This is a genomic window from Burkholderia sp. ABCPW 11 (assembly GCF_001523445.1).
In the GTDB taxonomy this organism is placed as follows: domain Bacteria; phylum Pseudomonadota; class Gammaproteobacteria; order Burkholderiales; family Burkholderiaceae; genus Burkholderia.
The window spans coordinates 13,488-37,648 of the sequence record NZ_LOVM01000030.1; the positions used below are offsets into that span (position 1 = coordinate 13,488).

At 67.2% G+C, this 24,161-nt stretch carries 24 protein-coding genes and 2 pseudogenes; 10 read left to right on the forward strand and 16 right to left on the reverse strand.

Annotation, left to right across the window (positions count from 1 at the left end; all coding sequences use genetic code 11):
• The first annotated feature begins 2 nt into the window (after positions 1-2).
• Positions 3-1,466, forward strand: coding sequence for a TolC family protein (locus WS61_RS11390; protein WP_059500580.1), 1,464 nt, complete (start codon positions 3-5; stop codon positions 1,464-1,466).
• Positions 1,467-1,792: 326 nt separating this feature from the next.
• On the opposite strand, the gene slmA is transcribed toward WS61_RS11390, so the two are convergent.
• Genes slmA through argB form a run of 3 tightly spaced genes read right to left on the reverse strand, consistent with a single transcriptional unit; the run spans position 1,793 to position 4,109 of the window.
• Positions 1,793-2,455, reverse strand: a complete 663-nt coding sequence (slmA, locus tag WS61_RS11395; protein WP_059500581.1) for a nucleoid occlusion factor SlmA — start codon at positions 2,453-2,455, stop codon at positions 1,793-1,795.
• Positions 2,422-3,213, reverse strand: coding sequence for an HAD-IA family hydrolase (locus WS61_RS11400; RefSeq protein WP_059500582.1), 792 nt, complete (start codon positions 3,211-3,213; stop codon positions 2,422-2,424). Before WS61_RS11400 ends, slmA begins: the two co-directional genes overlap by 34 nt.
• Positions 3,210-4,109 (reverse strand): acetylglutamate kinase, encoded by a 900-nt coding sequence (gene argB, locus WS61_RS11405; RefSeq protein WP_027785735.1) that lies wholly within the window; start codon positions 4,107-4,109, stop codon positions 3,210-3,212. The genes WS61_RS11400 and argB overlap by 4 nt, the downstream gene beginning before the upstream one ends.
• Positions 4,110-4,403: 294 nt before the next feature.
• Here argB and WS61_RS11410 point away from each other — a divergent pair, with 294 nt between their 5' ends.
• The 3 genes from WS61_RS11410 (at position 4,404) to WS61_RS11420 (ending at position 6,693) form a co-directional block, all read left to right on the forward strand.
• Positions 4,404-4,628: a cysteine-rich CWC family protein gene (locus WS61_RS11410; protein WP_059500583.1), complete on the forward strand. Its 225-nt coding sequence runs from the start codon at positions 4,404-4,406 to the stop codon at positions 4,626-4,628.
• A gap of 90 nt (positions 4,629-4,718) precedes the next feature.
• Positions 4,719-6,137, forward strand: coding sequence for an ATP-binding protein (locus tag WS61_RS11415; protein ID WP_059500584.1), 1,419 nt, complete (start codon positions 4,719-4,721; stop codon positions 6,135-6,137).
• 13 nt (positions 6,138-6,150) lie between these two features.
• The gene (locus WS61_RS11420; RefSeq protein WP_021156278.1) at positions 6,151-6,693 is read left to right on the forward strand and encodes a response regulator transcription factor; all 543 of its coding nucleotides are present in this window, start codon (positions 6,151-6,153) and stop codon (positions 6,691-6,693) included.
• 142 nt (positions 6,694-6,835) lie between these two features.
• On the opposite strand, the gene hslU is transcribed toward WS61_RS11420, so the two are convergent.
• The 8 genes from hslU to dapF form a co-directional block, all read right to left on the reverse strand.
• Entirely contained in the window at positions 6,836-8,179 is a 1,344-nt protein-coding gene (gene hslU, locus WS61_RS11425) for an ATP-dependent protease ATPase subunit HslU (RefSeq protein ID WP_059500585.1), read from the reverse strand.
• A 10-nt stretch (positions 8,180-8,189) separates the two neighbouring features.
• Positions 8,190-8,726: an ATP-dependent protease subunit HslV gene (hslV, locus tag WS61_RS11430; RefSeq protein WP_006760749.1), complete on the reverse strand. Its 537-nt coding sequence runs from the start codon at positions 8,724-8,726 to the stop codon at positions 8,190-8,192.
• A gap of 237 nt (positions 8,727-8,963) precedes the next feature.
• Entirely contained in the window at positions 8,964-9,380 is a 417-nt protein-coding gene (dksA, locus tag WS61_RS11435; protein ID WP_006477498.1) for an RNA polymerase-binding protein DksA, read from the reverse strand.
• Between the two features lie 493 nt (positions 9,381-9,873).
• A complete protein-coding gene (locus WS61_RS11440) occupies positions 9,874-10,965 on the reverse strand; it encodes a GTP-binding protein (RefSeq protein WP_059500586.1) in 1,092 nt (363 codons plus the stop codon).
• 191 nt (positions 10,966-11,156) lie between these two features.
• Positions 11,157-12,371, reverse strand: coding sequence for a class I SAM-dependent rRNA methyltransferase (locus tag WS61_RS11445; RefSeq protein ID WP_059500587.1), 1,215 nt, complete (start codon positions 12,369-12,371; stop codon positions 11,157-11,159).
• Positions 12,372-12,447: 76 nt separating this feature from the next.
• Entirely contained in the window at positions 12,448-13,368 is a 921-nt protein-coding gene (xerC, locus tag WS61_RS11450; protein WP_059500588.1) for a tyrosine recombinase XerC, read from the reverse strand.
• Positions 13,369-13,381: 13 nt separating this feature from the next.
• Positions 13,382-14,107 carry a DUF484 family protein gene (locus WS61_RS11455; RefSeq protein ID WP_059500589.1) on the reverse strand — a complete coding sequence of 242 codons (726 nt, stop codon included), beginning with the start codon at positions 14,105-14,107 and terminating at the stop codon, positions 13,382-13,384.
• 37 nt (positions 14,108-14,144) lie between these two features.
• Positions 14,145-15,014, reverse strand: coding sequence for a diaminopimelate epimerase (dapF, locus tag WS61_RS11460; RefSeq protein WP_059500590.1), 870 nt, complete (start codon positions 15,012-15,014; stop codon positions 14,145-14,147).
• Between the two features lie 391 nt (positions 15,015-15,405).
• On the opposite strand from dapF, the pseudogene WS61_RS33180 reads away from it, so the two are divergent.
• Both WS61_RS33180 and WS61_RS11470 read left to right on the forward strand, forming a co-directional pair.
• Positions 15,406-15,681 (forward strand): annotated as a pseudogene (locus WS61_RS33180) (type II toxin-antitoxin system RelE/ParE family toxin); the annotation flags it as partial.
• A 16-nt stretch (positions 15,682-15,697) separates the two neighbouring features.
• Positions 15,698-15,999 (forward strand): annotated as a pseudogene (locus WS61_RS11470) (HigA family addiction module antitoxin).
• Between the two features lie 25 nt (positions 16,000-16,024).
• On the opposite strand, the gene lpxL reads toward WS61_RS11470, so the two are convergent.
• Positions 16,025-16,909: a lauroyl acyltransferase LpxL gene (gene lpxL, locus WS61_RS11475; RefSeq protein WP_059500592.1), complete on the reverse strand. Its 885-nt coding sequence runs from the start codon at positions 16,907-16,909 to the stop codon at positions 16,025-16,027.
• 265 nt (positions 16,910-17,174) lie between these two features.
• On the opposite strand from lpxL, the gene metK reads away from it, so the two are divergent.
• Complete coding sequence (metK, locus tag WS61_RS11480) at positions 17,175-18,362, forward strand: methionine adenosyltransferase (protein WP_006482984.1); 1,188 nt, start codon at positions 17,175-17,177, stop codon at positions 18,360-18,362.
• A gap of 111 nt (positions 18,363-18,473) precedes the next feature.
• Here metK and WS61_RS11485 read toward each other — a convergent pair whose 3' ends face one another.
• Positions 18,474-18,815, reverse strand: a complete 342-nt coding sequence (locus WS61_RS11485) for a hypothetical protein (protein WP_034208660.1) — start codon at positions 18,813-18,815, stop codon at positions 18,474-18,476.
• A 352-nt stretch (positions 18,816-19,167) separates the two neighbouring features.
• On the opposite strand from WS61_RS11485, the gene WS61_RS11490 reads away from it, so the two are divergent.
• Positions 19,168-19,941 (forward strand): phytanoyl-CoA dioxygenase family protein, encoded by a 774-nt coding sequence (locus WS61_RS11490; protein ID WP_059500593.1) that lies wholly within the window; start codon positions 19,168-19,170, stop codon positions 19,939-19,941.
• Positions 19,942-20,091: 150 nt separating this feature from the next.
• Here the strand turns inward: WS61_RS11490 and WS61_RS11495 are convergent, their stop codons facing one another.
• Positions 20,092-20,298 (reverse strand): DUF3185 family protein, encoded by a 207-nt coding sequence (locus WS61_RS11495; RefSeq protein ID WP_034208658.1) that lies wholly within the window; start codon positions 20,296-20,298, stop codon positions 20,092-20,094.
• Positions 20,299-20,491: 193 nt separating this feature from the next.
• Between WS61_RS11495 and mgrA the strand changes: the two genes are divergently transcribed.
• The gene (gene mgrA, locus WS61_RS11500) at positions 20,492-21,535 is read left to right on the forward strand and encodes an L-glyceraldehyde 3-phosphate reductase (protein ID WP_059500594.1); all 1,044 of its coding nucleotides are present in this window, start codon (positions 20,492-20,494) and stop codon (positions 21,533-21,535) included.
• 107 nt (positions 21,536-21,642) lie between these two features.
• Here the strand turns inward: mgrA and WS61_RS11505 are convergent, their stop codons facing one another.
• Both WS61_RS11505 and WS61_RS11510 read right to left on the reverse strand, forming a co-directional pair.
• Positions 21,643-21,828: a hypothetical protein gene (locus tag WS61_RS11505; protein ID WP_006482800.1), complete on the reverse strand. Its 186-nt coding sequence runs from the start codon at positions 21,826-21,828 to the stop codon at positions 21,643-21,645.
• 352 nt (positions 21,829-22,180) lie between these two features.
• A complete protein-coding gene (locus WS61_RS11510) occupies positions 22,181-23,077 on the reverse strand; it encodes a DMT family transporter (protein WP_059500664.1) in 897 nt (298 codons plus the stop codon).
• A gap of 821 nt (positions 23,078-23,898) precedes the next feature.
• Here WS61_RS11510 and WS61_RS11515 point away from each other — a divergent pair.
• Positions 23,899-24,111, forward strand: coding sequence for a hypothetical protein (locus WS61_RS11515; RefSeq protein ID WP_006477514.1), 213 nt, complete (start codon positions 23,899-23,901; stop codon positions 24,109-24,111).
• Positions 24,112-24,161 lie beyond the last annotated feature (50 nt).

The following is a 24,161-nucleotide window of genomic DNA, read 5'->3' on the forward strand; positions in this document are numbered from 1 at the left end:
GCATGAGTCATCGGAATTTCGGGCGCCGGGTGCGTCTGGCGCATCCGTTCGCATCGCTGTCGGCCGCACTCCTTGCAGCCGTGCCGGCCTTCGTGTTCGCAGCCGCGAGCGACGCTGCCGTGACCGGCATCGTGCGGCCCGCGGCCGCTCTTCAGTCGGCACGCGTCGATCCCGAGGCGGAGCCGACGCAACCGGCCCCCGCGCTACCGGGCGAATCCGGCGACCGGAGCGTATTGTCCGAGCGATCGTTCTCGACCGAGGCCGATGTGAGGCGGCTTCTGTACGCAGCCGCCGAAGCCGCCATCGACACGAGCCCGCAGGTGCGACGGCTGTACGCGGAATATCAGGCCGCGCAATCGGACGTCGACCAGGCGAAGGGTGCGCGCTGGCCGCAATTGCAATTGAGCGGGCGAACGCGTTCGGCGCAGTTCGGCTCGAATGCGGGCATCGGCTACGACCCGGGCAACTCGGTCAATGCCGATCTCACAACGACGCTGTTCGACTGGGGGCGCACCGACAAGCTGATCGGTAGCCGCCGCGAGCGTGCCAGTGCGAATCAGGAGCGCTACGTCCTGCAGATGGAGGATTCCGCGTATCAGGTGTCGAGCACGCTCGTGGAACTCGCGAAGCAACGCAATATCGCGATGCTGAGCCAGCAGTTCGTCGACCGCATGACGCAGCTCGTGAACATGCTCGACGAAATAGTCGCAGTCGATCGTGGCCGCGGCAGCGAACTGACGCAGGCGAAGGCCCGGCTGCTGCAGGCACAGGCGAGCCGCGACACCGCACTCGCCAGATATCGCGATGCCCAATTGAACCTGCGCAAGCTGGTGGGCGAACGGCCGGTGCCGATTCCGGCGGCCGCGAGCTGGCCGTTGCAACCCGGCAGGCTCGAGCGGCTGATGTCGGCGCTCGACGAGAGTCCGCGCATTCAGCAGGCACGCGCGGAAGCCGCCGCCGCCGATCTGAACCGAGACGCCGTGCGGGCATCGTCCCGCCCGCAACTCGACTGGGTCGTCAGTACGAGTACCGGGCGCGACGCGCTGGGACGCCGGATGCCATGGCAAACGATGCTCACGCTGCGCTGGAACGCGTTCACCGGCGGTGCGGCCACGGCGGAGGCCGACGCAGCCGCATACCGGGCGTTGGCAGGATGGCACGACGTTGAACAGACTCGGCTGGATCTCGAGTATCAGGTACGCAGCGCCGATCAGGACGCGCGTGCATTCGAAGCGCGCGCAGACCAGTATCACGATCTGACGGCGGAGTCGGATCGCGTGCGCAGCGCGTTTTTCGATCAATGGCATCAACTCGGGCGGCGCTCGTTGCTCGACGTGCTGATCGCGGAGAGCGATTACTACAACAATCGCGTCAGCGAAGTCGCGTATCGGTTCGACGGGTATGCGGCGACGTTGCGCGGCTATGCGTCGGCAGGGATGCTCGTTCGCTGGCTGCGTGAAGGATGATGCGTTTGGCGGTCCTGTCTGGCGATCGTCGCGACGCGCCGGCGCTGGTCGGCATATCGGAGCGTCGGCAGACCGATTCGGCCATGAACGGATTCGTGCCGCCCGTGCGCGCCGCCGGCCTGTCCGCTGACGCCGTACGGCCGCGGACGTGGTGGCGACGCAACGCCGAAAACCCGCGATTCACGCCGTTCACTCCCGTTTGTATTCCGAGCCAGTGGAAATTGGCGTGATTGGGAGAAGTGCGAAATTGGACGAGTTCGAATTGCGATGTGGCCGGAGCAGCGGCGGATCGCGAGCGGCGCCGGTGTGTGCGCGTCAGATGGCGGTCACTGGAGGATCAGCCGCAAATGCGCATCGGCCTGTTCGCTCGGCGGTTTCTGAAATCCGCCCTTCGCGAAGCGATGCCACCGGCCGATCACGTAGCTGACGAGCAGGCTCGCGCGCGCGGCCGGATCGTAATCGGCCGGCAGCACGAACGGCGCCGCGCCGTCGGGCGCGCCCGCTTCCGTGCGCGCGACCCGCAGGCATTGCTTGACCGTCGCCTCGATCCGGTCGAGCAACTGGTTCACGCGTTCGGTCAGGCGCTCGTCCTCACCGACCAGCGCCTCGCCGGTCAGCACGCGCGTCATCCCGGGGTTCTTTGTGGCGAAATTGAGCATCGTCAGCGCGATCGTGCGCGCCTGCAACACGCCGTTCGGCTCCTTCGCGACGATCTGGTTGACGAGCCCGAACAGTGCCTGCTCGATGAACTCGATCAGCCCTTCGTACATCTTCGCCTTGCTCGCGAAATGCCGGTACAGCGCGGCTTCCGACACGTCGAGCCGGGCCGCGAGCGCGGCCGTCGTGATTTTCTCGGGTTTCGGGGCTTCGAGCATCGCCGCGAGCATCTGCAGGATCATGACGCGGCGCTCGCCCGGCTTCGGGCGCGGGCGGGACGGTGTGGCCTGGCTTTCCGTTACGGCTTGGTCCTGCGGGTAAGTCGGCTGCATTTTTGTCGCCCCGATCGAGTGCCCAGTCGCAGCGATTTTAACGAACGAATGCGCTGGTCGACATAATGAGGGCGTCCGGTTGCCGGCAGATGGCCGGGCAGGTGCCCCGTGATCCATACCGTGCCGATGCCGAGGCGCTTGTAGTGCTTCAGGTGGCTGCGGGTATCCTCGACCAGGATCGCGTCGGCCGCGCGCGCATGCGTGGCGCGCAGTATCCGGCGCAGCATCGCATGGTCGGGTTTCGCGCGCCACGCACGGCGGTCGCGCATGTGCTCGATCGCGATCACGCGCTCGAACAGCCGCTCGATGCGCAGCTCGCGCAGCACCGCGCGCGCGTAGTTCTCCGGCGCGTTGGTCAGCACCAGCTTGCGACCCGGCAGCGCGGCGACGATGCGCGCGAGGCCGCGCTCGGCGCGCACCATCGCGGGCAGGTCGGAAAACGTGTGGACCACGCGCAGGAAGTCGTGCGGGTCGATCGGGTGATGGCGGGTCAGGCCGAGCAGCGCGGCGCCGTAGCGCTCGGTGTAGCCGTTGCGCAGGCGGTCGGCTTCAGCGCGCCCGACCTGCAGCGCGTCGACGATGTATTGCGTCATCGCACGGTTGATCTCGGGAAAGATCGCGTGCGACGCATGGTGCAGCGTGTTGTCGAGATCGAACAGCCAGACGGGTGCGCCGGCGCGCGGCCGGCTGCGAGAGATGCGCCGGCGCCGCAGCGGGGCCGGCAGAGCGGGGCCGGCAGGCGGGCGGCGCGCGCTCAATGCGAGCGGATCATCGTGCCGAACGGCTGCTCGGTCAGGATCTCCAGCAGCACCGAATGCTCGATCCGGCCGTCGACGATGTGCACCGACTTCACGCCGCTCTTCGCGGCGTCGAGCGCCGACGAGATCTTCGGCAGCATGCCGCCCGAAATCGTGCCGTCCTCGAACAGGGCGTCGATCTCGCGTGCGGACAGATCGGTCAGCAGGTTGCCGTCCTTGTCCATCACGCCCGGGATGTTGGTCATCATCAGCAGCTTCTCGGCGTTCAGCACGGTCGCGAGCTTGCCGGCGACCAGGTCTGCGTTGATGTTGTACGAGAGGCCGTCCTGGCCGAGGCCGATCGGCGAGATCACCGGGATGAACGCATCGTCCTGCAGCGCCTTCACGACGGCCGGGTTGATCGCCTCGACTTCGCCGACCTGGCCGATGTCGATGTACTGGCCCGGGTTGTCGCGGTCCGGCATCAGCAGCTTGCGCGCGTGGATCAGGCCGCCGTCCTTGCCCGTCAGCCCCACCGCGTGGCCGCCGAAGTGGTTGATCAGCATCACGATGTCCTGCTGCACTTCGCCGCCGAGCACCCATTCGACGACTTCCATCGTCTCTTCGTCGGTCACGCGCATGCCCTGGATGAAGGTGCCGGCCTTGCCGATCTTCTTCAGCGCGTGATCGATCTGCGGACCGCCGCCGTGGACGATCACCGGGTTGATGCCGACCAGCTTCAGCAGGATCACGTCGCGCGCGAAGCCCTGCTTGAGCCGCTCTTCCGTCATCGCGTTGCCGCCGTATTTGATGACCACGGTCTTGCCGTGGTAGCGACGGATGTACGGCAGCGCCTCCGCGAGGATTTCTGCTTTCAGTGTGGGGGCGATCTGCGAGAGGTCGATGGGCTCGGACATGGCGGCGGCTCTGGCTGGGAACGGTTGAAACAGGGCGAATTGTACAGGAGTGGCGCAGCGCAGCATCGGGTTTTTGGGCCGGCCGGAACGCCGGCGGCGCGGCGCGGCATCGCACGCGGCGGCCCGCCGGCTATGGCGCGGCACGATTCGGGGCGCCGTCGCGCGGGTGGCGCCGGCGGGCGGGCGCGCGTGCGTTGGCGGCCGACCGCGGCCGGGCGGCCGGCGTGCAAAATTCAGCCGCCGCGCTATGCTTGTCGCGTGGGGCGATGTCCCGCCCGCTTTCGCGATTGCGCCATGACCGATTCCGCCGCCGACGCCCGTTCCGTCCCGCGCCGTGCGCGCTGCCCGCACTGCGGGCGCGGCTTCGACTGCGGCGCGCACACGCAGCCGTTCGACTGCTGGTGCGCGTCGATGCCGCTGCTGCCCGACGGCACGCCGCCCGCGGCCGGTGCGCGGTGCCGATGCCCCGAGTGCCTGGCCGACGAAATCGCGCAGCGCATGGCCGGCACGGCCGGTTGACGCGGCTCGCCGCGCACGCGCCTCGCCCGTTCGTACGCGCGGATCCGGCCCCGCTGGAGGCGCCGGGCGCTAAACGGGTAAACTGCCCGGATGCAACGAATCACCACCACCGGGCGCGTCAACCTCAGTCACCTGTTCTGGCTGCGCAATCTCGCGATCATCGGCCAGCTCGTGACGATCGGCGTCGTGCAGACCTATTTCGGCGTGCATTTGCCGTTGCCGGCGATGCTGATGGTCATCGCGCTCGAAATCGTTTTCAACGCGCTGACCTGGGTGCGCGTGCTGCGCGCGCGGCCCGAGACCAATTTCGAGCTGCTCGGCCAGCTGTGGGTCGACCTCGGCGCGCTGTCCGCGCTGCTGTTCCTGTCGGGCGGCACGACCAACCCGTTCGTGTCGCTGTACCTGCCGTCGCTCGCGATCGCGGCAGCCGTGCTGCCGTGGCACCTGATGATCTGGCTCGCGGCGTTCGCGGTCGCGTGCTACGCGGCGCTCGGCTTCGATTCGGTGCCGCTCAACATGGACAACCCGGCGAACCTGTTCGATTACTACCGGACCGGCATGTGGGCGAACTTCATGGTCAGCGTCGGGCTGATCGCGTGGTTCGTCGCGCGCATGTCGAATGCGCTGCGCCAGCGCGACGCGGCGCTCGGCGAGGCGCAGCAGCACCTGCTGCGCGACGAGCGGGCCGTCGCGCTCGGCGTGCAGGCCGCCACCGTCGCGCACGAAATGGGCACGCCGCTGTCGACGATCGCGATGCTCGCCGAGGAATTGCGCGACGCGGCGCGCGCCGATCCGGGGCTGGCGCGCTACGAGGCCGACCTGAAGGTGCTCGAGGAACAGATGACGCTCTGCACGTCGGCGCTCGCGCGCCTGCGCAGCCGCGCGAGCGCGCCGGCGAGCCGCCAGCCGGTGGACGACTGGCTCGACACGTTCGTCGAGCACTGGCGCCTGCGGCATCCGCACGTGCAGTTCGAGCTGCTCGGCGCGCGCCCGTCGGGCGTCGCGCTCGACGATACGGTCGCGGCTGGCCAGATCCTGACGATCCTGCTCGACAACGCCGCGCGCGCGAGCCCGCAGCGCGTGACACTCGCCGCAAAGGTCGCGCACGACCGTGCGACCGACGAAATCGAATTCGAGGTATGCGACGACGGGCCCGGCATTCCGGCCGCGCTGCGCGAATCGCTCGGCGCGATGCCGGTCGACAGCACGCAGGGCGGGCACGGCGTCGGCCTGTATCTCGCGTTCAGTGCGGCCGCGCGGCTGGGCGGCGAGATCGAACTGTCCGATGTCGCGCCGCGTGCGGCCGGCGGCAACGGGCGGGCCGCAGGTGCGGCGAACGGCCACGCGGCGGCCGCATCGGGACAACGCACGGGTGCCCGTGCGGCCGAACGGCCAGCCGGCACGCCGGACGGCCGACCGGCCGGCGCCGCGGCCGGGCGCGGCACGCGGGCCGTGCTGCGCCTGCCGGTCGCGCGTGTCGCGATGCCGGCTGCCTCAACCAACACGTAGACGGAGAAACCCCATGAGCGAGAACAATTTCCTGGTGATCGACGACAACGAGGTGTTCGCGGGCACGCTCGCGCGCGGCCTCGAGCGCCGCGGTTACGCGGTCCAGCAGGCGCACGACAAGGAGGCGGCGCTTCGGCTCGCCGCGGGCGGCAAGTTCCAGTTCATCACCGTCGACCTGCATCTCGGCGAGGATTCGGGCCTGAGCCTGATCGCGCCGTTGTGCGACCTGCAGCCCGATGCGCGGATCCTGGTGCTGACCGGCTACGCGAGCATCGCGACCGCCGTGCAGGCCGTGAAGGAGGGTGCCGACAACTACCTCGCGAAGCCGGCGAACGTCGAGTCGATCCTGGCCGCGCTGCAGACCAACGCGACCGAAGTGCAGGCCGACGAGGCGCTCGAGAATCCGGTCGTGCTGTCGGTCGACCGGCTCGAATGGGAGCACATCCAGCGCGTGCTGGCCGAGAACAACAACAACATTTCGGCGACCGCGCGGGCGCTGAACATGCACCGCCGCACGCTGCAGCGCAAGCTCGCGAAGAAGCCGGTTCGGCAGTAAGCGGCGCGGCGGGCGCGCTGCCGGAGGCGGGCAGGCCGTGCGCGGCTGCCGCCGCACGGTTGCCCGCCGCCCCATCGAACCGGCGCGCCAACGAAAACGGGCGGCCCGCGGGCCGCCCGTTTCGCTTTCACCGCCGCGCGCGTTACAGCACGTAGCGCGACAGGTCTTCGTCCTGCGACACTTCGCCGAGCGCGCGGTCGACATACTGCGCGTCGATCGTCACGCGCTCGCCGGCGTGGTTGCCGGCCGAGAACGACACTTCCTCGAGCAGCTTCTCGATCACCGTGTACAGCCGGCGCGCGCCGATGTTCTCGGTTTTCTCGTTGACCGCGAACGCGATCTCGGCGAGGCGCCGGATACCGTCGTCGGCGAATTCGAGCTGCACGTCCTCGGTTGCGAGCAGCGCCTGGTACTGCTTGACGAGGCTCGCGTCGGTCGCATCGAGGATCGCCTCGAAGTCTTCGACCGACAGCGAATCGAGCTCGACGCGGATCGGGAAGCGCCCCTGCAGTTCGGGAATCAGGTCGCTCGGCTTCGCGAGGTGGAATGCGCCGCTCGCGATGAACAGGATGTGATCGGTCTTCACCATCCCGTACTTCGTGTTGACCGTCGTGCCCTCGACGAGCGGCAGCAGATCGCGCTGCACGCCCTGGCGCGACACTTCGCCGCCGCTGCCTTCGTTGTTGCGCGACGTGATCTTGTCGATCTCGTCGAGGAACACGATGCCGTTCTGCTCGACGTTCTGCACGGCCTTCGTCTTCACTTCCTCTTCGTTCAGCATCTTCGCCGCTTCCTCGTCGGTCAGCAGCTTCAGCGCTTCCTTGATCTTCACCTTGCGGCGCTGCTTCTTGCCGCTGCCGAGGTTCGAGAACATCGAGCGGATCTGCTCGGTCATCTCTTCCATCCCCGGCGGCGCCATGATGTCCATGCCGACGGTCGGCTGCTCGAGGTCGAGCTCGACTTCCTTGTCGTCGAGCTGGCCTTCGCGCAGGCGCTTGCGGAAGGTCTGGCGCGTCGCGTTGTTGTCGTCGTTCGCGTGCTCGGCATTGCCGCCGAAGCCCACCGCGCGCGGTTGCGGCAGCAGGATGTCGAGGATGCGGTCTTCGGCCTGGTCGGTCGCCTTGCTGCGCACCTTGCGCATTTCGGATTCGCGCGTCTGCTTGACCGAGATCTCGATCAGGTCGCGCACGATGCTGTCGACGTCGCGGCCGACGTAGCCGACTTCGGTGAACTTGGTCGCTTCGATCTTGATGAACGGCGCATCGGCGAGCTTTGCGAGGCGGCGTGCGATTTCGGTCTTGCCGACGCCCGTCGGCCCGATCATCAGGATGTTCTTCGGGGTGATTTCCTGGCGCAGCGGGTCGGCGACCTGTTGGCGGCGCCAGCGGTTGCGCAGCGCGACGGCGACGGCCTTCTTCGCCTTCGCCTGGCCGATGATGTGCTTGTCGAGTTCCGAGACGATCTCGGCAGGGGTCATGGTGCTCATGGTGCGGTCCTTACTCGATCGTTTCGATGATGCGGTTGTGGTTCGTGTAGATGCACATGTCGCCGGCGATCTCGAGCGATTTCTCGACGATCTCGCGCGGCGACAGCTCGGTGTTCTCGGCGAGCGCGCGGGCCGCCGCCTGCGCGTACGCGCCGCCCGAGCCGATCGCGCAAATCCCGCCTTCCGGGTCGAGCACGTCGCCGTTGCCGGTGATCACGAGCGTGGTGGTCGCATCGGCCGTGATCAGCATCGCCTCGAGGCGGCGCAGCATCCGGTCGGTGCGCCAGTCCTTCGCGAGCTCGACGGCCGCGCGGGTGAGATTGCCCTGGTGCTTCTCGAGCTTCGCCTCGAAGCGGTCGAGCAGCGAGAACGCATCGGCGGTGCCGCCCGCGAATCCGACCAGAACCTGGTTGTTGTAGATCCGCCGCACTTTCCGCGCGCCACCCTTCATGACGATGTTGCCGAGGGTTACCTGGCCGTCGCCGCCGAGCGCGACCTTGTCGCCGCGCCGGACCGAAACGATGGTCGTGCCGTGAAATTGCTCCATCTGCGTTCCTTGAGAAAAACGGGGAAGAGTCGGGCGGCGCGAGGGGCCGCCGCGTGAATCCGCGGTGCGCCGGGAAGCGGCCCGGCGCACATTCGTTTCATTTTAGGGCGGGCGCCGGGATATCAAGAGGGGGAGGCAAATCGGCCGGCGGCCGGGAGCCGGCGCCGGAAAAACAAAAAGCGCGCGGCAGGCCGCGCGCTTCCGGGAAGCAGCGTGTCTGAGCGGAATGCCGCTCGATCAGTCGCCGAACAGCTTCTGGCGCAACTCGCGGCGCTCCTGCGCCTCGAGCGACAGCGTGGCGGTCGGACGCGCGAGCAGGCGCGGAATGCCGATCGGCTCGCCGGTTTCCTCACACCAGCCGTAATCGCCGGAATCGATGCGGGCGAGCGACTGCTGAACCTTCTTGAGGAGCTTGCGTTCGCGATCGCGCGTACGCAGCTCGAGCGCGTGCTCCTCCTCGATCGTCGCGCGGTCGGCGGGATCGGGGACGATCACCGTCTCGCGCAGGTTCTCGGTCGTCTGGCCTGCATTCTTGAGGATGTCCGCCTGCAACTGTTCGAGCCGATTTTTGAAGAAGGCGAGCTGATCCTCATTCATGTAATCCTTGTCGCTCATCTTCAGGATTTCGGCTTCGGTCAAGAGTTTCTTCGTCATCTGCTTGCTTCTTCAATGTGCGGCAAATCAAGAGATAGTGCCTGCACTTTGGGATTACCCGCAACCGCGCTTGCAATCATTTGCGATTTGCCGCCGCGGGGCCGAAAGCCTCTGGAAACCGGTTCTCAAATACCAGGATAGGCCTGGCGCTGATTTGCGCGCGCTGCGAACCGGTGTGCTGCGCGGCAGATCGCATCGGCCGCGGCCGGGAGGCGGATGGGCGATCCGGCGCGGTTGCGATGCCCGGATAACTGGTTCAGCAAGAACCGGGCCTGTTTGTTGCCGTACTCCAGCGGGCACGTATTGTAACTGAATCGCAAGCGGGCGCCGTATCGGGTCGATCCCCGTCGGCCACGCCAATATCTAGAAAATATAACGCGCAAATCGCGAAAAAGCGATGACGACGAAACCCTGCCCGGAAAAGGCGCCGCGCGACTGCCGCGGCCGCCTGCGAAGGCGGCCGGGCAGCGGGGGCGGCAGGCGCCCGCGCGGGTCAGGCGAGGCAGGCGTCGAGGCCGTCGGTAATCAGGTCCTGCGGCAGGTCGACGCCGATGAACACCATCTTGTTGGTCTTCTTCTCGGCCGGCAGCCACTTGGCCGCGAGGTCGCTGCCCATCATCTGGTGCACGCCCTGGAACACGACCTTGCGGTCGACGCCCTTCATGTACAGCACGCCCTTGTAGCGCAGCATCCGCTCGCCGTAGATCTGCAGGATGCCGCCGAGGAAGTCTTCCAGCTTGTTCGGGTCGAACGGGCGGTCGTTGCGGTACACGAACGACTTGATCTTGTCGTCATGGTGCGCGTGGTGGTGATCGTGGTGGCCATGGCCGTGATCGTGCGCGCATTGGCCGTGATCGTGGTCGCAACCGGCGTGATCGTGATCATGGTCGTGATCGTGATCGTGATCGTGGTGGGCGTGCGCGTGATCGTCCTCGGCGAGGAAATCGGGATCGATCTCGAGCTTCGCGTTCAGGTTGAAGCCGCGCAGGTCGAAGATTTCCTTGATGTCCGCTTCGCCGAAATTGACGATCTTGATCGCGGCCTTCGGGTTCATGTGCATCAGGCGGTGCTTGAGGCCGGCGACGGTCTGGTCGTCGACCAGGTCCGACTTCGTGATGAACAGGCGGTCGGCGAAACCGACCTGGCGCTGCACCACTTCGTGTTCGTCGAGCTGCGCGTTCGCGTGTTTCGCGTCGACCAGCGTGATGACGGCATCGAGCAGGAAATCGTCGGCGATTTCGCTGTCGATGAAGAACGTCTGCGCGACGGGGCCCGGATTCGCGAGGCCGGTCGTCTCGATCACGATGCGGTCGAAGTCGAGCTTGCCTTCGCGCTTTTTCGCGGCCAGATCGCCGAGCGCGCGGGCAAGGTCGCCGCGGATCGTGCAGCAGATGCAGCCGTTGCTCATCTGGATGATCTGCTCGTTCGAATCCTGCACGAGGATTTCGTTGTCGATGTTCTCTTCGCCGAACTCGTTCTCGATCACGGCGATCTTCATGCCGTGCTGTTCGTTCAGGATGCGCTTGAGCAGCGTCGTCTTGCCGCTGCCGAGGAAGCCGGTAAGGATGGTGACGGGAGTGGCCATGTCGGTCGCCTGTGGTTCGTGAATCGGGGTCAAAACCAGGATGTGCGTCGCGCCCTCGCGCTGCGAGCCGGGGCGTACAACCATCCATTGAAACATACCTGTCAAGCCCCCGCCCGTCGTCCGGACGACAGGCGAAAGCACTGTGCCGCCAACGGCGGGTGGGCGCGGTTGTCCGCGCTAGATCGGGGCGATCAGACGATTTGCAACAGCAGGCCCTTCAGATATTCGCCCTCCGGGAACGCGGCGAGCAACGGATGGTCGACGCCCGCGCCGAGCCGCTTCAGGATACGCGCGTCGACCTTCGCGTCGGCGGCCGCGCCCGCGACGATCTTCTGGAACAGGTCCATGTCGATCGCGCCCGAGCACGAGTACGTGAACAGCAGGCCGCCCGGGCGCAGCAGCCTGAAGCCGCTCAGGTTGATGTCCTTGTACGCGCGCGCCGCGCGATCGACGCTGTCGCGGGTCGGCGCGAACTTCGGCGGATCGAGCACGATCAGGTCGAAACGCTCGCCTTCGTCGACGAGGCGGCGCAGCGTCTTGAACGCATCGGCGTCGAGCCAGGTCGCGCGTTCGGCGTCGAAGCCGTTGGCCACGACGTTCTGCTGCGCGAGCGCGAGCGCGTCGCCCGACGAGTCGATCGACACGACGCGTTTCGCGCCGCCCTTGAGCGCCGCGAGCGAGAAGCCGCCGGTGTAGCAGAAGCAGTTCAGCACGTCGCGGCCGGCCGCGTACTGCGCGACGAGCGCGCGGTTGTCGCGCTGGTCGACGTAGAAGCCCGTCTTGTGGCCGTTCGGCACGTCGACGTGATAGCGCACGCCGTTTTCGTTCGCGATCAGCGTCGCGGGCGGCGCGTCGCCGGCCAGCACGCCGGTCGTCTGCTCGAGCCCTTCCTTGTCGCGGATCGACACGTCCGAGCGCTCGTACACGTTCGGGCAGCCGGTCGCGCCGACGAGCGCCGCGACGATCGCGTCCTTCCACGCTTCGACGCCGGCCGCCATGAACTGACACACGAGCTGGCCGCGCGGCGCGGCGCCCGGCTCGGCCGTGTCCGCGATGTAGTAGTCGACGATCAGCCCCGGCAGCCCGTCGGCCTCGCCGAACACGAGCCGCACCGCGCCCGTGCCCGACACCATCGTCGTGCGGTGCGCAACCGCGCGCTGCACGCGGCGCTTGAAGAACGCGTGATCGATCGGCTCGCTCTCGTCGAAGCTCCACACCCGCACGCGGATCTGCGACTGCGGGCTGTACGCACCGCGCGCGAGAAAGCGGCCGTCGTGCGCGCGCACGAGCACGGTCGCGCCGGGCGCGGGCTTGCCGTCGACGCGGTCGATCGCATTGGCGTAGATCCACGGATGGCGGCGCAGCAGCGATTTTTCCTTGGACGGCTTGAGGGTGACGGTTTGCATGATGAGATCGAAATGGGCCGGGCGCGACGCCGGCCGATGCCGGCCGCCGCGCGCGGCGGGTAACACGGGGCGCGCGTCAGTCGCGCTTCTTCGCGCGCGGATGCGCGCTGTCGTAAATCTTCGCGAGATGCTGGAAGTCGAGCGACGTATAGACCTGCGTCGCGGCGACGCTCGCGTGGCCCAGCAGTTCCTGCACCGCGCGCAGGTCGCCGCTCGACTGCAGCACGTGCGTCGCGAACGAGTGGCGCAGTACGTGCGGGTGGACGTTGGCGGGGATGCCGGCGGCGAGCGCCGCGCGCTTCACACGTTCGCGCACGACGCCCGGCGACATCCGGTTGCCGCGCACCGACAGGAACAGTGGATGCGGATCGTGCTTCACGAATTCGCCGCGCACCGCGAGCCACGCGTTCAGCGCGTCGATCGCCTTGCGGCCGACCGGCACCTTGCGCTCCTTGTTGCCCTTGCCGCGCACGGTGACTTCGGCTTCGGCGAGATCGAGCCAGCCGGCCGAGCGGTAGCCGTCGGCCTGCGCGTACCCGACGTCGAGCCCGACCAGTTCGGCGAGGCGCAGCCCCGACGAATAGAACAGCTCGAGGATCGCGTGGTCGCGGATGCCTTCGGTCGTTTCGGGCAGCGGCGTATCCATGAGTGCGACCGCATCGTCGACCGACAGCGCTTTGGGCAGCGATTTCTCGCGTTTGGGCGCGCGTACCCCGGCCACGGGATTCGCGGGCATCTCGATGCGCTGCGCGAACCAGCGATAGAACGCACGCCATGCGGAAAGCCGGTGCGAGATCGAGCGCGCGGACAGCCCGGCCGCGTGCGCGCGCACGACCGCGCCGCGCATGTCGGCGGCTGTCAATGCTTCGAGCGGCCGGCCGGCCGCGAGCTTCTTCAGTTCGTCGAGTTCGTGCGCGTACCCGCGCAGCGTGTGTTCCGACAGCTGCCTGACGTGCTGCAGGTTCGACAGGTAGGCGGCGATCGGATCGTCGGTCATCGCGTGCGGCGAATCAGTGCGGCAGCAGGCGCGTGAGCGCGGCGCTCGCGAGCGTCGCGATCTGCGCGAGGAAGTCGGTGGCCATCCCGTCGTGGAAGCGGCGCGGATCGGGCGAACCGAGCACCAGCAGGCCGAACGCGGGCGCGTCGTTGCCGGCAAGGGGCGCACGCAGCGCGAGCAGCGCGACCGACGCGGCCGAGCCGTCGCCGGCCGGCGCGGCCTCGGCGCCTTCCGCCGCGCTCGCGGCCGGGGCGGCGAGCGCGGGCGCGAGCCACTGGGCGGCCTCGAAGCCCGTGTTCGCGCCGCAATACGGCGTCGACAGGCCGTTCGTGAACAGGCGCACTTCCTCGCCGACCTGGCGTGCGAAGTCGGCTTGCGCGTAGGTGTCGGCCACATCCCACACGCGCAGCGCCGTTTGCGGCACGTCGAACACGTCGGCGATGCCGTCGGCGATCGTGCGCGGCAGCGCGTACGGATCGCGCTCCGCGATCACGCGCGCGGTCCAGCGGCTGAACTTCGCGGACAGGCTGTCGTTCTCGTGCCCGTAGCGCACGAGCTCGGCGAGCCGGCGTTCGAGGTGCTTGTTCTTGTCGCGCAGCATCTCCATCTGCCGCTCCTGCAGCGAGATCGCGGCTTTGCCGTGCGGGTTCGCGAGACGAATCGTCGCGAGCAGCTCGGCGTGCTGCGCGAAGAATTCGGGATTGGCGAGCAGGTAGTCGGCGACTTCGCGATCGTTCATGTGGCTGGAGCGTTCAGTTATCAAGGACGTTGCAGGGTCAGGCGATCAGGTCGATCTCGCCTTCGAACACGGTCGCGGCGGGGCCGGCCATCGTCAGCGCGGCGGCTTCGTCGCGCGCGCCGTCCCAGCCGATCGTCAGCGTGCCGCCGTGCGTGTGCACGGTCACGGGCGAATCGAGCAGGCCGCGCCGGATGCCGGCCGCGACCGCCGCGCACGCGCCGGTGCCGCACGCGAGCGTCTCGCCCGCGCCGCGTTCGTACACGCGCAGCTTTACTTCGCGGCGCGACACGATCTGCATGAAACCGGCGTTCACGCGCTGCGGGAAGCGCGCATGGCGCTCGATCAGCGGGCCTTCTTCCAGCACGGGATACGCTTCGGCGTCGTCGACGACCTGCACCGCGTGCGGGTTGCCCATCGACACCGTCGAGATCCAGCGCGTCGCGCCGCCGACGTCGAGCGGCCACAGCGTGTCGTTGCCGTCGGTCCGGCCGTCGAGGCCCGATGCATCGAACGGCACCTGCGCCGGCGCGAACACGGGCGCACCCATGTCGACGACGACTTCGCCGTTGTCCTGCATCGTCAGCATGATCAGGCCCTTCATGACCTGCACGCGCACGCTGCGCTTGTCGGTCAGGCCGCGGTCGCTGACGAACTTCACGAAACAGCGCGCGCCGTTGCCGCAGTGCTCGACCTCGCCGCCGTCGCAATTGAAGATCCGGTACTTGAAATCCGCGCCGTCGACGGTCGGTTTCTCGACCAGCAGCAACTGATCGGCGCCGATGCCGAAGTGGCGGTTGGCGAGCGCGCGCACCTGCGCATCGGTGAGCGGCGGCAGCGCGCGCGAATAGCCGTCGAGCACGACGAAGTCGTTGCCCGCGCCGTGCATCTTGGTGAACGAGAGTTTCACTGGATCCGGAATTCCATGGCGAACAAGGCGGTCGGCACGGCCGGCCGGTGGCCGCGCCGGGGCGGCCTCGTTCGTCGTGCTGATCTCAACCGCAAATGATACATGCAGCCGACAGGGGCGTCCTGCGTGGGCGACCGGTTTGTACCGCGGGCGAAGGCGGGCAGGGCGCGGTATCTGCCGATCGGTCGACTGGTCGCATGCGAGGCGGGTGGGCAAATTGATGCGGTGTGGCGAACCTGTCGCGGCGGGCGCAAGGCTCGGCGAAAACAGCGGACGGGCGGGACGCGCACTTTCGTACAGGTCGAATTGAGAGCGCAATCGAGCGATTCGTATAGTGTGGCTATACGCATGGGCCATGCTGTCGGCATCGCGACTCGAATGTGGGAGATCCATGATCAAGTCGTGGCAGCACAAGGGGCTGGAAGCGTTTTTCACGAGCGGGAACAAGGCGGGCATCCGGCCCGGCCATGCCCCGAGGTTACGGCGCCAGCTCGCACGTCTCGACGCTGCGAGCCGGCCGCTCGACATGAACGTGCCGGGCTGGCGCTTTCACGGCCTGGCCCGAGGGTTGGACGGCCATTACGCGGCGAGCGTGAGCAGCAACTGGCGTTTGACGTTCAGCTTCGACGGAGCCGATGCCGTCCTGGTCGATTACCAGGACTACCATCGAGGTGATCCAAGCCATGACTCGCATCTTCAATCCACCGCATCCGGGCGAAGCGCTGCGCGAGGACGTGCTACCGGCGCTGGGCCTGACTGTCACCGAGGCTGCCGCGCAACTTGGCGTCACGCGCGCGGCGCTGTCGCGCATCCTGCACGGCCATGCAGGAATCTCGCCGGAAATGGCGCTGCGCCTCGAGCATGGCTCGGCGAGGAGAATGGCGGCCGTGCGGATCTGTGGCTCGCGCGGCAATCCGCCTACGATCTGTGGCAGGCACGCGCGAAAGGCGTCCCGAAGGTAACCAGAGTGCGGACGCGCGCATGACCGTGCGCCCGCAGGCCGATGCTGCTCAGTAGAGGCTCGGCTCGCCGGGCGGGCGCGTCTTGAAGCGCTTGTGCACCCAGTAATACTGCTCGGGCATCAGCGGAATCTGTTCCTCGAGGAATTCGTTCATCCGCCGCGCGTCGAGATCGTCGTCGCCGGTCGGGTAGTGATCCCACGGCTTGAATACCTTCAGACGGTAGCCCTTGTAGTTCGGCAGCACCTCGCCGATGAACGGCACGACCTGCGCGCGGCCCGTCTTCGCGAGCCGGCCGACGGCCGTCAGCGTGCACGCCGGCACGCCGAAGAACGGCACGAACGTCGAATTGCGCAGCCCGTAGTCCATGTCGGCGCCGAGCATCACCGGCTTGCGGTCGCGCAGCCAGCGCAGCACGACGCGCGCGCTGTCCGCGCGGCCGACCATCTCGGCGTCGAAGCGCCCGCGCGCCTTCTTCGCCTCTTCCTCGAGCACCGCGTTCGAGAACGGCTGGTACAGCGATCCGCAGCGGCGCTGCAGCGACCGGTTGAGCCAGATCGAACCGGCCTCGATGCCGACGAAATGCAGGCCGAGGAACAGCGTTGGCGGCAGGTCGGGATCGGTGAGATCGACCGCGCTGTCGACCTGGATCAGTTTCGCGAGCTTTTTCTCCGAGCCGAACCACTGCACGCTGCGCTCGACGTAGCTGCGGATCGCATGGCGGAAATGCCGGCCCGCCACGTCCTCGCGCCGCTCGTCGCTCCAGTCGGGGAAGCAGAGTTTCAGATTCGTATGTACGATGCGCTTTCGCCGGCTGGGGATCTGATACAGCAGCCAGCCGAGGCCGTCGCCGAACCGTGCGGTGAGACCGTACGGCAGCAGGGCGAGCAGCTTCAGCAAGGCGATGGCGAGGTGCGTGCCGAGGCGGCCTAGCATGCGGAAGCTCCGTAGGGCCGGCTGGCCGGCACGTTGCGAACAGGGTGGTAAGACAGCGGAAGATGCAGCACGGGCGGCGCTCTGTGACAATTCAGGAAAGCCGCTATAATACGGGCTTCGCCGAGTTAACTGACAACTTGCGGGGCGAAGCCGGCTGGCGCGACACGCGCTGCCCGGTCCTGGTAATCCGCTAAAGCGTCGCCGCTTCAGGCCCAACGAAGCTGGCTACGTGAAACCAACCGTAACCACACAGGAGCCTGAAAAAGTGGCAAACGATTATCTCTTCACGTCCGAATCCGTCTCCGAAGGCCATCCGGACAAGGTCGCGGACCAAATCTCGGACGCGATTCTCGACGCCATCCTCGAGCAGGACAAATACTCCCGCGTTGCAGCCGAAACGCTGTGCAACACGGGTCTCGTCGTGCTGGCCGGTGAAATCACCACGACGGCCAACATCGATTACATCCAGATCGCGCGCGACACGATCAAGCGCATCGGCTACGACAACACCGACTACGGCATCGACTACAAGGGTTGCGCGGTGCTCGTCGCGTACGACAAGCAGTCGCCGGACATCGCGCAGGGCGTCGATCGCGCACACGACGACAACCTCGATCAAGGCGCGGGCGACCAGGGCCTGATGTTCGGCTATGCGTGCGACGAAACGCCGGAACTGATGCCGCTGCCGATCTACCTGTCGCACCGCCTCGTCGAGCGCCAGGCCAGCCTGCGCCGCGACGGTCGCCTGCAATGGCTGCGTCCGGACGCGAAGTCGCAGGTGACGGTCCGCTATGTCGACGGCAAGCCCGATTCGATCGACACCGTCGTGCTGTCGACGCAGCACGCGCCGGACATCGAACTGCCCGCGCTGCGCGAAGCCGTGATCGAGGAAATCATCAAGCCGACGCTGCCCGCCGACCTGATCAAGGGCGACATCAAGTTCCTCGTGAACCCGACCGGCCGGTTCGTGATCGGCGGCCCGCAGGGCGATTGCGGCCTGACCGGCCGCAAGATCATCGTCGACACGTACGGCGGTGCCGCACCGCACGGCGGCGGCGCGTTCTCGGGCAAGGATCCGTCGAAGGTCGACCGCTCGGCTGCCTATGCCGGCCGCTACGTCGCGAAGAACATCGTTGCCGCCGGCCTCGCGTCGCGCGCGCTGATCCAGGTGTCGTACGCGATCGGCGTGGCCGAGCCGACCTCGGTGATGGTCAACACGTTCGGCACGGGCCGCGTGTCGGATGCGGTGATCACGAAGCTCGTGCGCGAGCATTTCGACCTGCGTCCGAAGGGCATCATCAAGATGCTCGACCTGCTGCGCCCGATCTACGAGAAGACCGCGGCTTACGGCCACTTCGGCCGCGAAGAGCCGGAATTCTCGTGGGAAGCGACCGACAAGGCGCTCGCGCTGGCCGAAGCAGCCGGTGTGGAGCCGACGGCACGCGTCGCGTAAGCGTCGTTCGCCTGAAATGAAAAACCCCGGCCTGGCCGGGGTTTTTTTATGGATTTCGGTCGCCGATGCAATGGCGGCGATCGGTGCGGGCCATGCCCGCCAGGCATTCGCTCAGCGTGCGCCGAACCCGAACCAGCCGTTGCTCGCCGCGAGGCGGCGCGGGCGGTTGACGCGGCGCTGCGGGCCGAGCGTGCGGCGCAGCGCGAGCGCGCGCAGCGACGACGGCTTCTGCAGCAGCGAGCGCAGGCCGGCGCGGCGCGCGAACGTCTGCGCGCTCATCATCGAGAAAAACGCGTGGAACCACGCACGGATGCCGTCCAGCCGGCTGTGCGTGTGCGTACGCTCGGCCAGCGCCTGCGTGCGTGCGCGGTGATGGCGCAGCGAGCGGGCAGGAGCGGACGGCACGACGCGCTTCGCAGCGCGGTTGAAACGGGAAGTCAGACGGAATGGCATGTGAACGATGCTTCGCTTGTATGGGTGGCGCCCTGAAGAGCGCACTGGTATGAACGGCCTCGGATGGCACAACGGATCTTATCGGATCCCGCTGCGCGCCGCCCCCGCCAGAATTGACAGGCCGCGTCAGGCTACAGGGGTTTCGTGACGGGCAAAAGTCGCGATAAACCCTTGTGCTGCAACGCGTGTGCCGCATACCGCCTGTCGCTGAGGCAGGTGCCGCGTCGCACAGTTCCCTTGACCCGGATCAAAGCTGTGATTGGCATGCCCCTGCGCACGACAATGGTGCTGTTCGCGGTATCCGGCGCCGATTTACAATCGTCACATTCACACAATAAACGTCTGGCATCCCATGTCGTCTCCATTGCAGTCGGAATCGATCCGCGCGCAGGTCGCGGAATTGCGCGAGCGCGGCTTCGTCGTCGCGCGCGGCCTCGTCGGCGAGGAGCAGTGCGCGGCGCTCAGGCAGATCGCGGAGCGTCAGTTGCGGGAGGCCGCCGAGCCGATCGAGTTCGAGGCCGACCTGCGCTACCCGGGCGCGCCCGAATCGAAGCATGCGCCGGGCGGGCATACGGTGCGGCGGCTGCTCGATGCGTATTCGCGCGATCCGGCGTTTGCCGAGCGCGCGGTGGCCCCTGAAATCGGCGCGTGGATGCGCGAGTATTTCGGTGAAGAGCCCGTGCTGTCGCGCGCGCATCACAACTGCATGATGACGAAGCACCCGGCGTACGGCAGCCTGACCGGCTGGCATCGCGATTTCCGCTACTGGGCGTTCGAGCGCCCGGACATGGTGTCGGTGTGGCTCGCCCTTGGGCCTGAAACCAACGAGAACGGCGCGTTGTGGCTCGTGCCGGGTTCGCATACGGCCGAATTCGGGCCGGAAGCGTTCGACAACGCGAAGTTCTTCCGCGGCGATCTGCCGGAAAACCGCAGGATGATCGACGCGGCCACGTGTCCGTCGCTGGAGACGGGCGATGTCGTGTTCTTTCACTGCAACACGCTGCATTCGGCCGGGCAGAACCGTTCCGACCAGGTGAAGTTCTCGCTCGTGTACACGTATCACGGCGCAAGCAACCGGCCGGTGCCCGGCACGCGCTCGGCGTCGAAGCCGGAAGTGCAGTTCTAGGTCAGGATCGGGGCAGCAGGGTGTTGCCGCTCCGATCACGCGATGCGGCGCATCGCGCGCGAATGAAGCAACGGGCGGCGTGGCCGCCCGTTTCGCTTGGTGCGGCCCGCGCGCGTGAGGCAGACGGGCGGGCGTCGCGATGCGCAGCGATCAGCGCTTGCTGCCCGGCATCGCGAGGCCGATCAGGCCGGCGAACGACGCGACGGCGCCGCCGACGATCAGCAGGATCGTCTTCGTCGCGGGCGAGCCGGTGAAGAAGCGCGACACGTTGTCGTTGATCGAATGGAACGACTGGCCGCCGAAATACAGCAGCACGATGCCGCCGACGAGCAGTGCAACCGAGATGACCCGGGACATACCAACCTCGCTGAAACGGTGATTCGAGACGCCGCAGTGTAGGCGACGGTCGCGGTCGCGTCCATCGCCGTGCCGCCGTGCGCGATCCGGCCGCTTTCGCTACCATAGTCGTCGTATGACTCCTTCGCCGCCGTCACGCCATGTGCGCGGCCGGCGCGCGCCCCTTCCCCCGATGTCCTGACGGAACAGACTCATGGCCTACGAAGCAGCTTCCGAACGTTATGCCGGCATGCAATACCGCACCTGCGGCAAATCCGGGCTCAAACTGCCCGCCCTGTCGCTGGGTCTGTGGCACAACTTCGGCGACTCGACGCCGATCTCGACGCAGCGCGAGATTCTGCGCACCGCGTTCGACCTCGGCATCAACCACTTCGACCTCGCGAACAACTACGGGCCGCCGTACGGCAGCGCCGAAATCAATTTCGGCCGGCTGCTGAAGGAGGATTTCCGGCCGTATCGCGACGAGCTGCTGATCTCGACGAAGGCCGGCTGGGACATGTGGCCGGGGCCGTACGGCAGCGGCGGCGGATCGCGCAAGTACGTGCTCGCGAGTCTCGACCAGAGCCTGCAGCGGATGGGGCTCGACTACGTCGACATCTTCTATTCGCACCGTTTCGACGCGCACACGCCGCTCGAGGAAACGGCGGGCGCACTGGCGTCGGCCGTGCAGCAGGGCAAGGCGCTCTATATCGGCATCTCGTCGTATTCGGCCGCGAAGACGCGCGAGATGGCCGAGCTGCTCGCGCAATACAAGGTGCCGCTGCTGATTCACCAGCCTTCGTACAACATGCTGAACCGCTGGATCGAGCGCGAGCTGCTCGGCACGCTCGACGAAGTCGGCGCGGGCAGCATCGCGTTCACGCCGCTCGCGCAGGGCTTGCTGACGTCGAAGTATCTGAATGGCGTGCCGGCCGACGCGCGCGTGAACAAGCCGGGCGGCGGCTCGCTGAAGCAGGAACACCTGAGCGCGGACAACCTCGAGCATGTGCGCAAGCTCAACACGATCGCCGAACGGCGCGGGCAGAGCCTTGCGCAGATGGCCTTGGCGTGGGTGTTGCGTAACGGCCGCGTGACGTCCGCGCTGATTGGCGCGAGCCGCGCGGAGCAGGTGCGCGAGAACGTCGGCGCGTTGAAGAACCTCGAATTCTCGGCGGAGGAGCTCGCCGAGATCGATCGTTACGCGACGGAAGGCGGCATCAATCTGTGGGAAAAGCCGTCCACCGATCAGGCGATCTGATCGGGAGTCGATACGGCATGCGAAACGTCGCGTGCCGTGTCGCCGACCCGCGGACCGTACGTCGCGTCGCTGCGATGCAGCGACGCACGTCGCGCGCTGGCGGCGCGCTAGATCAGCGCGGGCAGGCCTTCAACGAGCAGCACCGCGACGCCGACGCCGAGAATGACGCCGAGTACGCGCAGCAGGTTGTGACGGAATTGGGTCGCGCACGGCACCGCGCCGAGAAATAGCGCTCCGGCCAGCGCCATCGGAATCAACAGAATGAAGTCGCCGATCGTGAAATAGGTCGTCATGCGTGTCTCCAGTGTCGACCGAAGTGGGCGCTTCAGTGTTGCCTTGGCGGCTCCATCCCTGCGGGATATCGACCCGAAACGGCACGCGTGCGCTCACCCCGGCCCCATGCCGGGTGTTTCTAGTTGGTCCGGCCCGTTGCGTGCGGGCCGTCCATTCGAGTATAGGCAACCGGCGGCGCTTTTCGCTATCCGAACCATTAAAAATCAGCGGAAAGCCGCGGGAAGCACGCGTTTTTCGTGCAAGCAAGACGAACGCCTTGCACGTATCTTTCCCGTTCCTTTCGGTTCTCGCGGAATCGTCGTACGTGTCCGATGCGGGCCGCCGCACCCGCAGGCGCGGCGGCCCGCCCGCTCAGGCGCGCTCGGATTGCGATCGTGCGGCCGGCGCGCGGAACACGAGCGCGAGCCCGGCGACGATCGCGCTCATGCCGGCGAGCGCGAGCGGCTCGGGCCGATTGCCGAGCCATACGGCATCCATCAGCGTGGTGACGACGGGCACGAGATAGAACAGGCTCGTCACGTTCACGAGATCGCCACGCTGCATCAATCGGTAGAACAGCAGTTGCGCGATCACCGAAATCACGATGCCGAGCCACAGTAGCGGCACGACGAACGCCCAGCTCGTGTCGAACGACACCGGCCGGAACGGCGCGATCGCGACGCACAGCGCGAGGCCGATCGCATTCTGCAGCGGCAGCACGTCGGCGGGCGCCGCGCGTACGCGTTTTTGCAGCAGCGAGCCGACGGTCAGCGCGACGAGTGCCGTGAGTGCGCACGCGATGCCGGCAGCCGACAGGCCGCCCTTCCCGCCGTTCATGCCGCTCACGCCACGGCCGACGACGAGCGCGAGGCCGGCGAGCGACAGCGCGAGCCCCGCGATGCGCACCGGCTGCCAGCGACGCTCGACGATCGCGAGCGTGAGGATCGGCTGCACGCCGAGGATCGTCGCGAGCACGCCGGGCGCGATGCCGCGCTCGAGCGCGAGCAGGTAGAAGATCGAATAGCCGCCCATCATCAGCAAGCCGGTCAGCGCGGCCATGCGCCGCTCGCCGTGCGGCGGCAGCCAGCGCTTGCGCACGAAGGCCAGCGCGAGCAGCACGAGCGATGCGAGCGCGAAACGGGCAGTGAGAAAGGCGAACGCGGATGCGTGACGCAGACCGAGTTCAGCGAAGATCGCCCCGCTGCTCCACAGCAGCACGAAGAGCGACGTCGCGCCATGCGCGGCAAGCGCGCGTTTGAACGAAACCATGTGAATCCACCTGTCGAACGGATCGAAACGTTCCATCCGCGCGCGCGGCAACATGCCGTGCGTCACGACGCACGCAGCTGCAGCCAACGAGGCGAATGGAAGACGAAAACGGAAGCCGGCCGGTCAGCCGGCGCGTGCCGCCGGCGGGGGCGGCGCAGCGCTGACGAGCGGCGGTGCGACAGGAGGGGGAAGGACCGACGGATGCGCGCACGCCTGCGGCCGCGAGTCGAACTGCGGCCGGGATTTGGCAAGGGCGGACGTGAGCGGATGCATCGTGTCGGAATGCGAGTGAACGCGAACGAAAGCCTAAGGTACCGCAAGGCAAGCGCCGAACGCAACTCCTGTCGGCGGCTGCATGTTGCCGGCGATATGTTGTGCCGATGCAGGCCGACGCCGGTGCGCCGGCCGCTGCGCACGCAAGCATTCGACAAACGGTGAAAGGCGATCGACATGCGACGCGCGCGAGGCGATGTCGGCGCCGATCGCAGGGCGTGTGCCGATGCTCCTGCACGGAAGAAGCGAAGCGGTATGCGCGTTGCGTCAATTCCGTGCGCGCGCCGCCGCCGGGCGGTTTCGGTGGGCGGTCACATTCGACAGGGTATGATGGGGGTAACCGGGCAGGCAAGTACGAGCCCGGCGCAGTGGTTGATTGGAGACATTCGACGAATTCGCGGCATTTCGCCTGCTTCTTCTTCTTTTCGCGCTTCGATAAACCGTGAACAATGGGATCACGCGCAACGCTCCGTCGAGAGCGGCGCGGATCGTGCATTTGCCGGCTCGCCAGCGGGCCGGGTTTCAAGATTCAAGAGTGGGGAACCATCATGCATATCGGGTCGATCGTCTGCACTACCCATATCGCGGTGCCGAAAGGCGCGCGCGGCATCGTCCAGCGCATCCTGGGCGACATGGCCATGGTGACCTGGTACGCGGGCGTGCCGGGTGAGTCGAAAGAACTCAACACCGAGCCGTTCTTTCTCGAGGATCTGATCGACACAGGCGAATCCGTCCTGCCGGCCGGCGCGGCGCTTCACTAGGGCCTGTTCGCGCTAGCAACGGGCTCGCGAACGCACCTTTCACCCCGTCC

Coding starts and splice junctions, on each gene's coding strand:
- WS61_RS11390 (WP_059500580.1), top strand. CDS start 3: ATGAGTCATCGGAATTTCGGGCGCCGGGTGCGTCTGGCGCATCCGTTC.
- slmA (WP_059500581.1), bottom strand. CDS start 2,455: ATGCAGCCGACTTACCCGCAGGACCAAGCCGTAACGGAAAGCCAGGCC.
- argB (WP_027785735.1), bottom strand. CDS start 4,109: ATGTCCGAGCCCATCGACCTCTCGCAGATCGCCCCCACACTGAAAGCA.
- WS61_RS11410 (WP_059500583.1), top strand. CDS start 4,404: ATGACCGATTCCGCCGCCGACGCCCGTTCCGTCCCGCGCCGTGCGCGC.
- WS61_RS11415 (WP_059500584.1), top strand. CDS start 4,719: ATGCAACGAATCACCACCACCGGGCGCGTCAACCTCAGTCACCTGTTC.
- WS61_RS11420 (WP_021156278.1), top strand. CDS start 6,151: ATGAGCGAGAACAATTTCCTGGTGATCGACGACAACGAGGTGTTCGCG.
- hslU (WP_059500585.1), bottom strand. CDS start 8,179: ATGAGCACCATGACCCCTGCCGAGATCGTCTCGGAACTCGACAAGCAC.
- hslV (WP_006760749.1), bottom strand. CDS start 8,726: ATGGAGCAATTTCACGGCACGACCATCGTTTCGGTCCGGCGCGGCGAC.
- dksA (WP_006477498.1), bottom strand. CDS start 9,380: ATGACGAAGAAACTCTTGACCGAAGCCGAAATCCTGAAGATGAGCGAC.
- WS61_RS11440 (WP_059500586.1), bottom strand. CDS start 10,965: ATGGCCACTCCCGTCACCATCCTTACCGGCTTCCTCGGCAGCGGCAAG.
- WS61_RS11445 (WP_059500587.1), bottom strand. CDS start 12,371: ATGCAAACCGTCACCCTCAAGCCGTCCAAGGAAAAATCGCTGCTGCGC.
- xerC (WP_059500588.1), bottom strand. CDS start 13,368: ATGACCGACGATCCGATCGCCGCCTACCTGTCGAACCTGCAGCACGTC.
- WS61_RS11455 (WP_059500589.1), bottom strand. CDS start 14,107: ATGAACGATCGCGAAGTCGCCGACTACCTGCTCGCCAATCCCGAATTC.
- lpxL (WP_059500592.1), bottom strand. CDS start 16,909: ATGCTAGGCCGCCTCGGCACGCACCTCGCCATCGCCTTGCTGAAGCTG.
- WS61_RS11485 (WP_034208660.1), bottom strand. CDS start 18,815: ATGCCATTCCGTCTGACTTCCCGTTTCAACCGCGCTGCGAAGCGCGTC.
- WS61_RS11490 (WP_059500593.1), top strand. CDS start 19,168: ATGTCGTCTCCATTGCAGTCGGAATCGATCCGCGCGCAGGTCGCGGAA.
- WS61_RS11495 (WP_034208658.1), bottom strand. CDS start 20,298: ATGTCCCGGGTCATCTCGGTTGCACTGCTCGTCGGCGGCATCGTGCTG.
- mgrA (WP_059500594.1), top strand. CDS start 20,492: ATGGCCTACGAAGCAGCTTCCGAACGTTATGCCGGCATGCAATACCGC.
- WS61_RS11505 (WP_006482800.1), bottom strand. CDS start 21,828: ATGACGACCTATTTCACGATCGGCGACTTCATTCTGTTGATTCCGATG.
- WS61_RS11510 (WP_059500664.1), bottom strand. CDS start 23,077: ATGGTTTCGTTCAAACGCGCGCTTGCCGCGCATGGCGCGACGTCGCTC.
- WS61_RS11515 (WP_006477514.1), top strand. CDS start 23,899: ATGCATATCGGGTCGATCGTCTGCACTACCCATATCGCGGTGCCGAAA.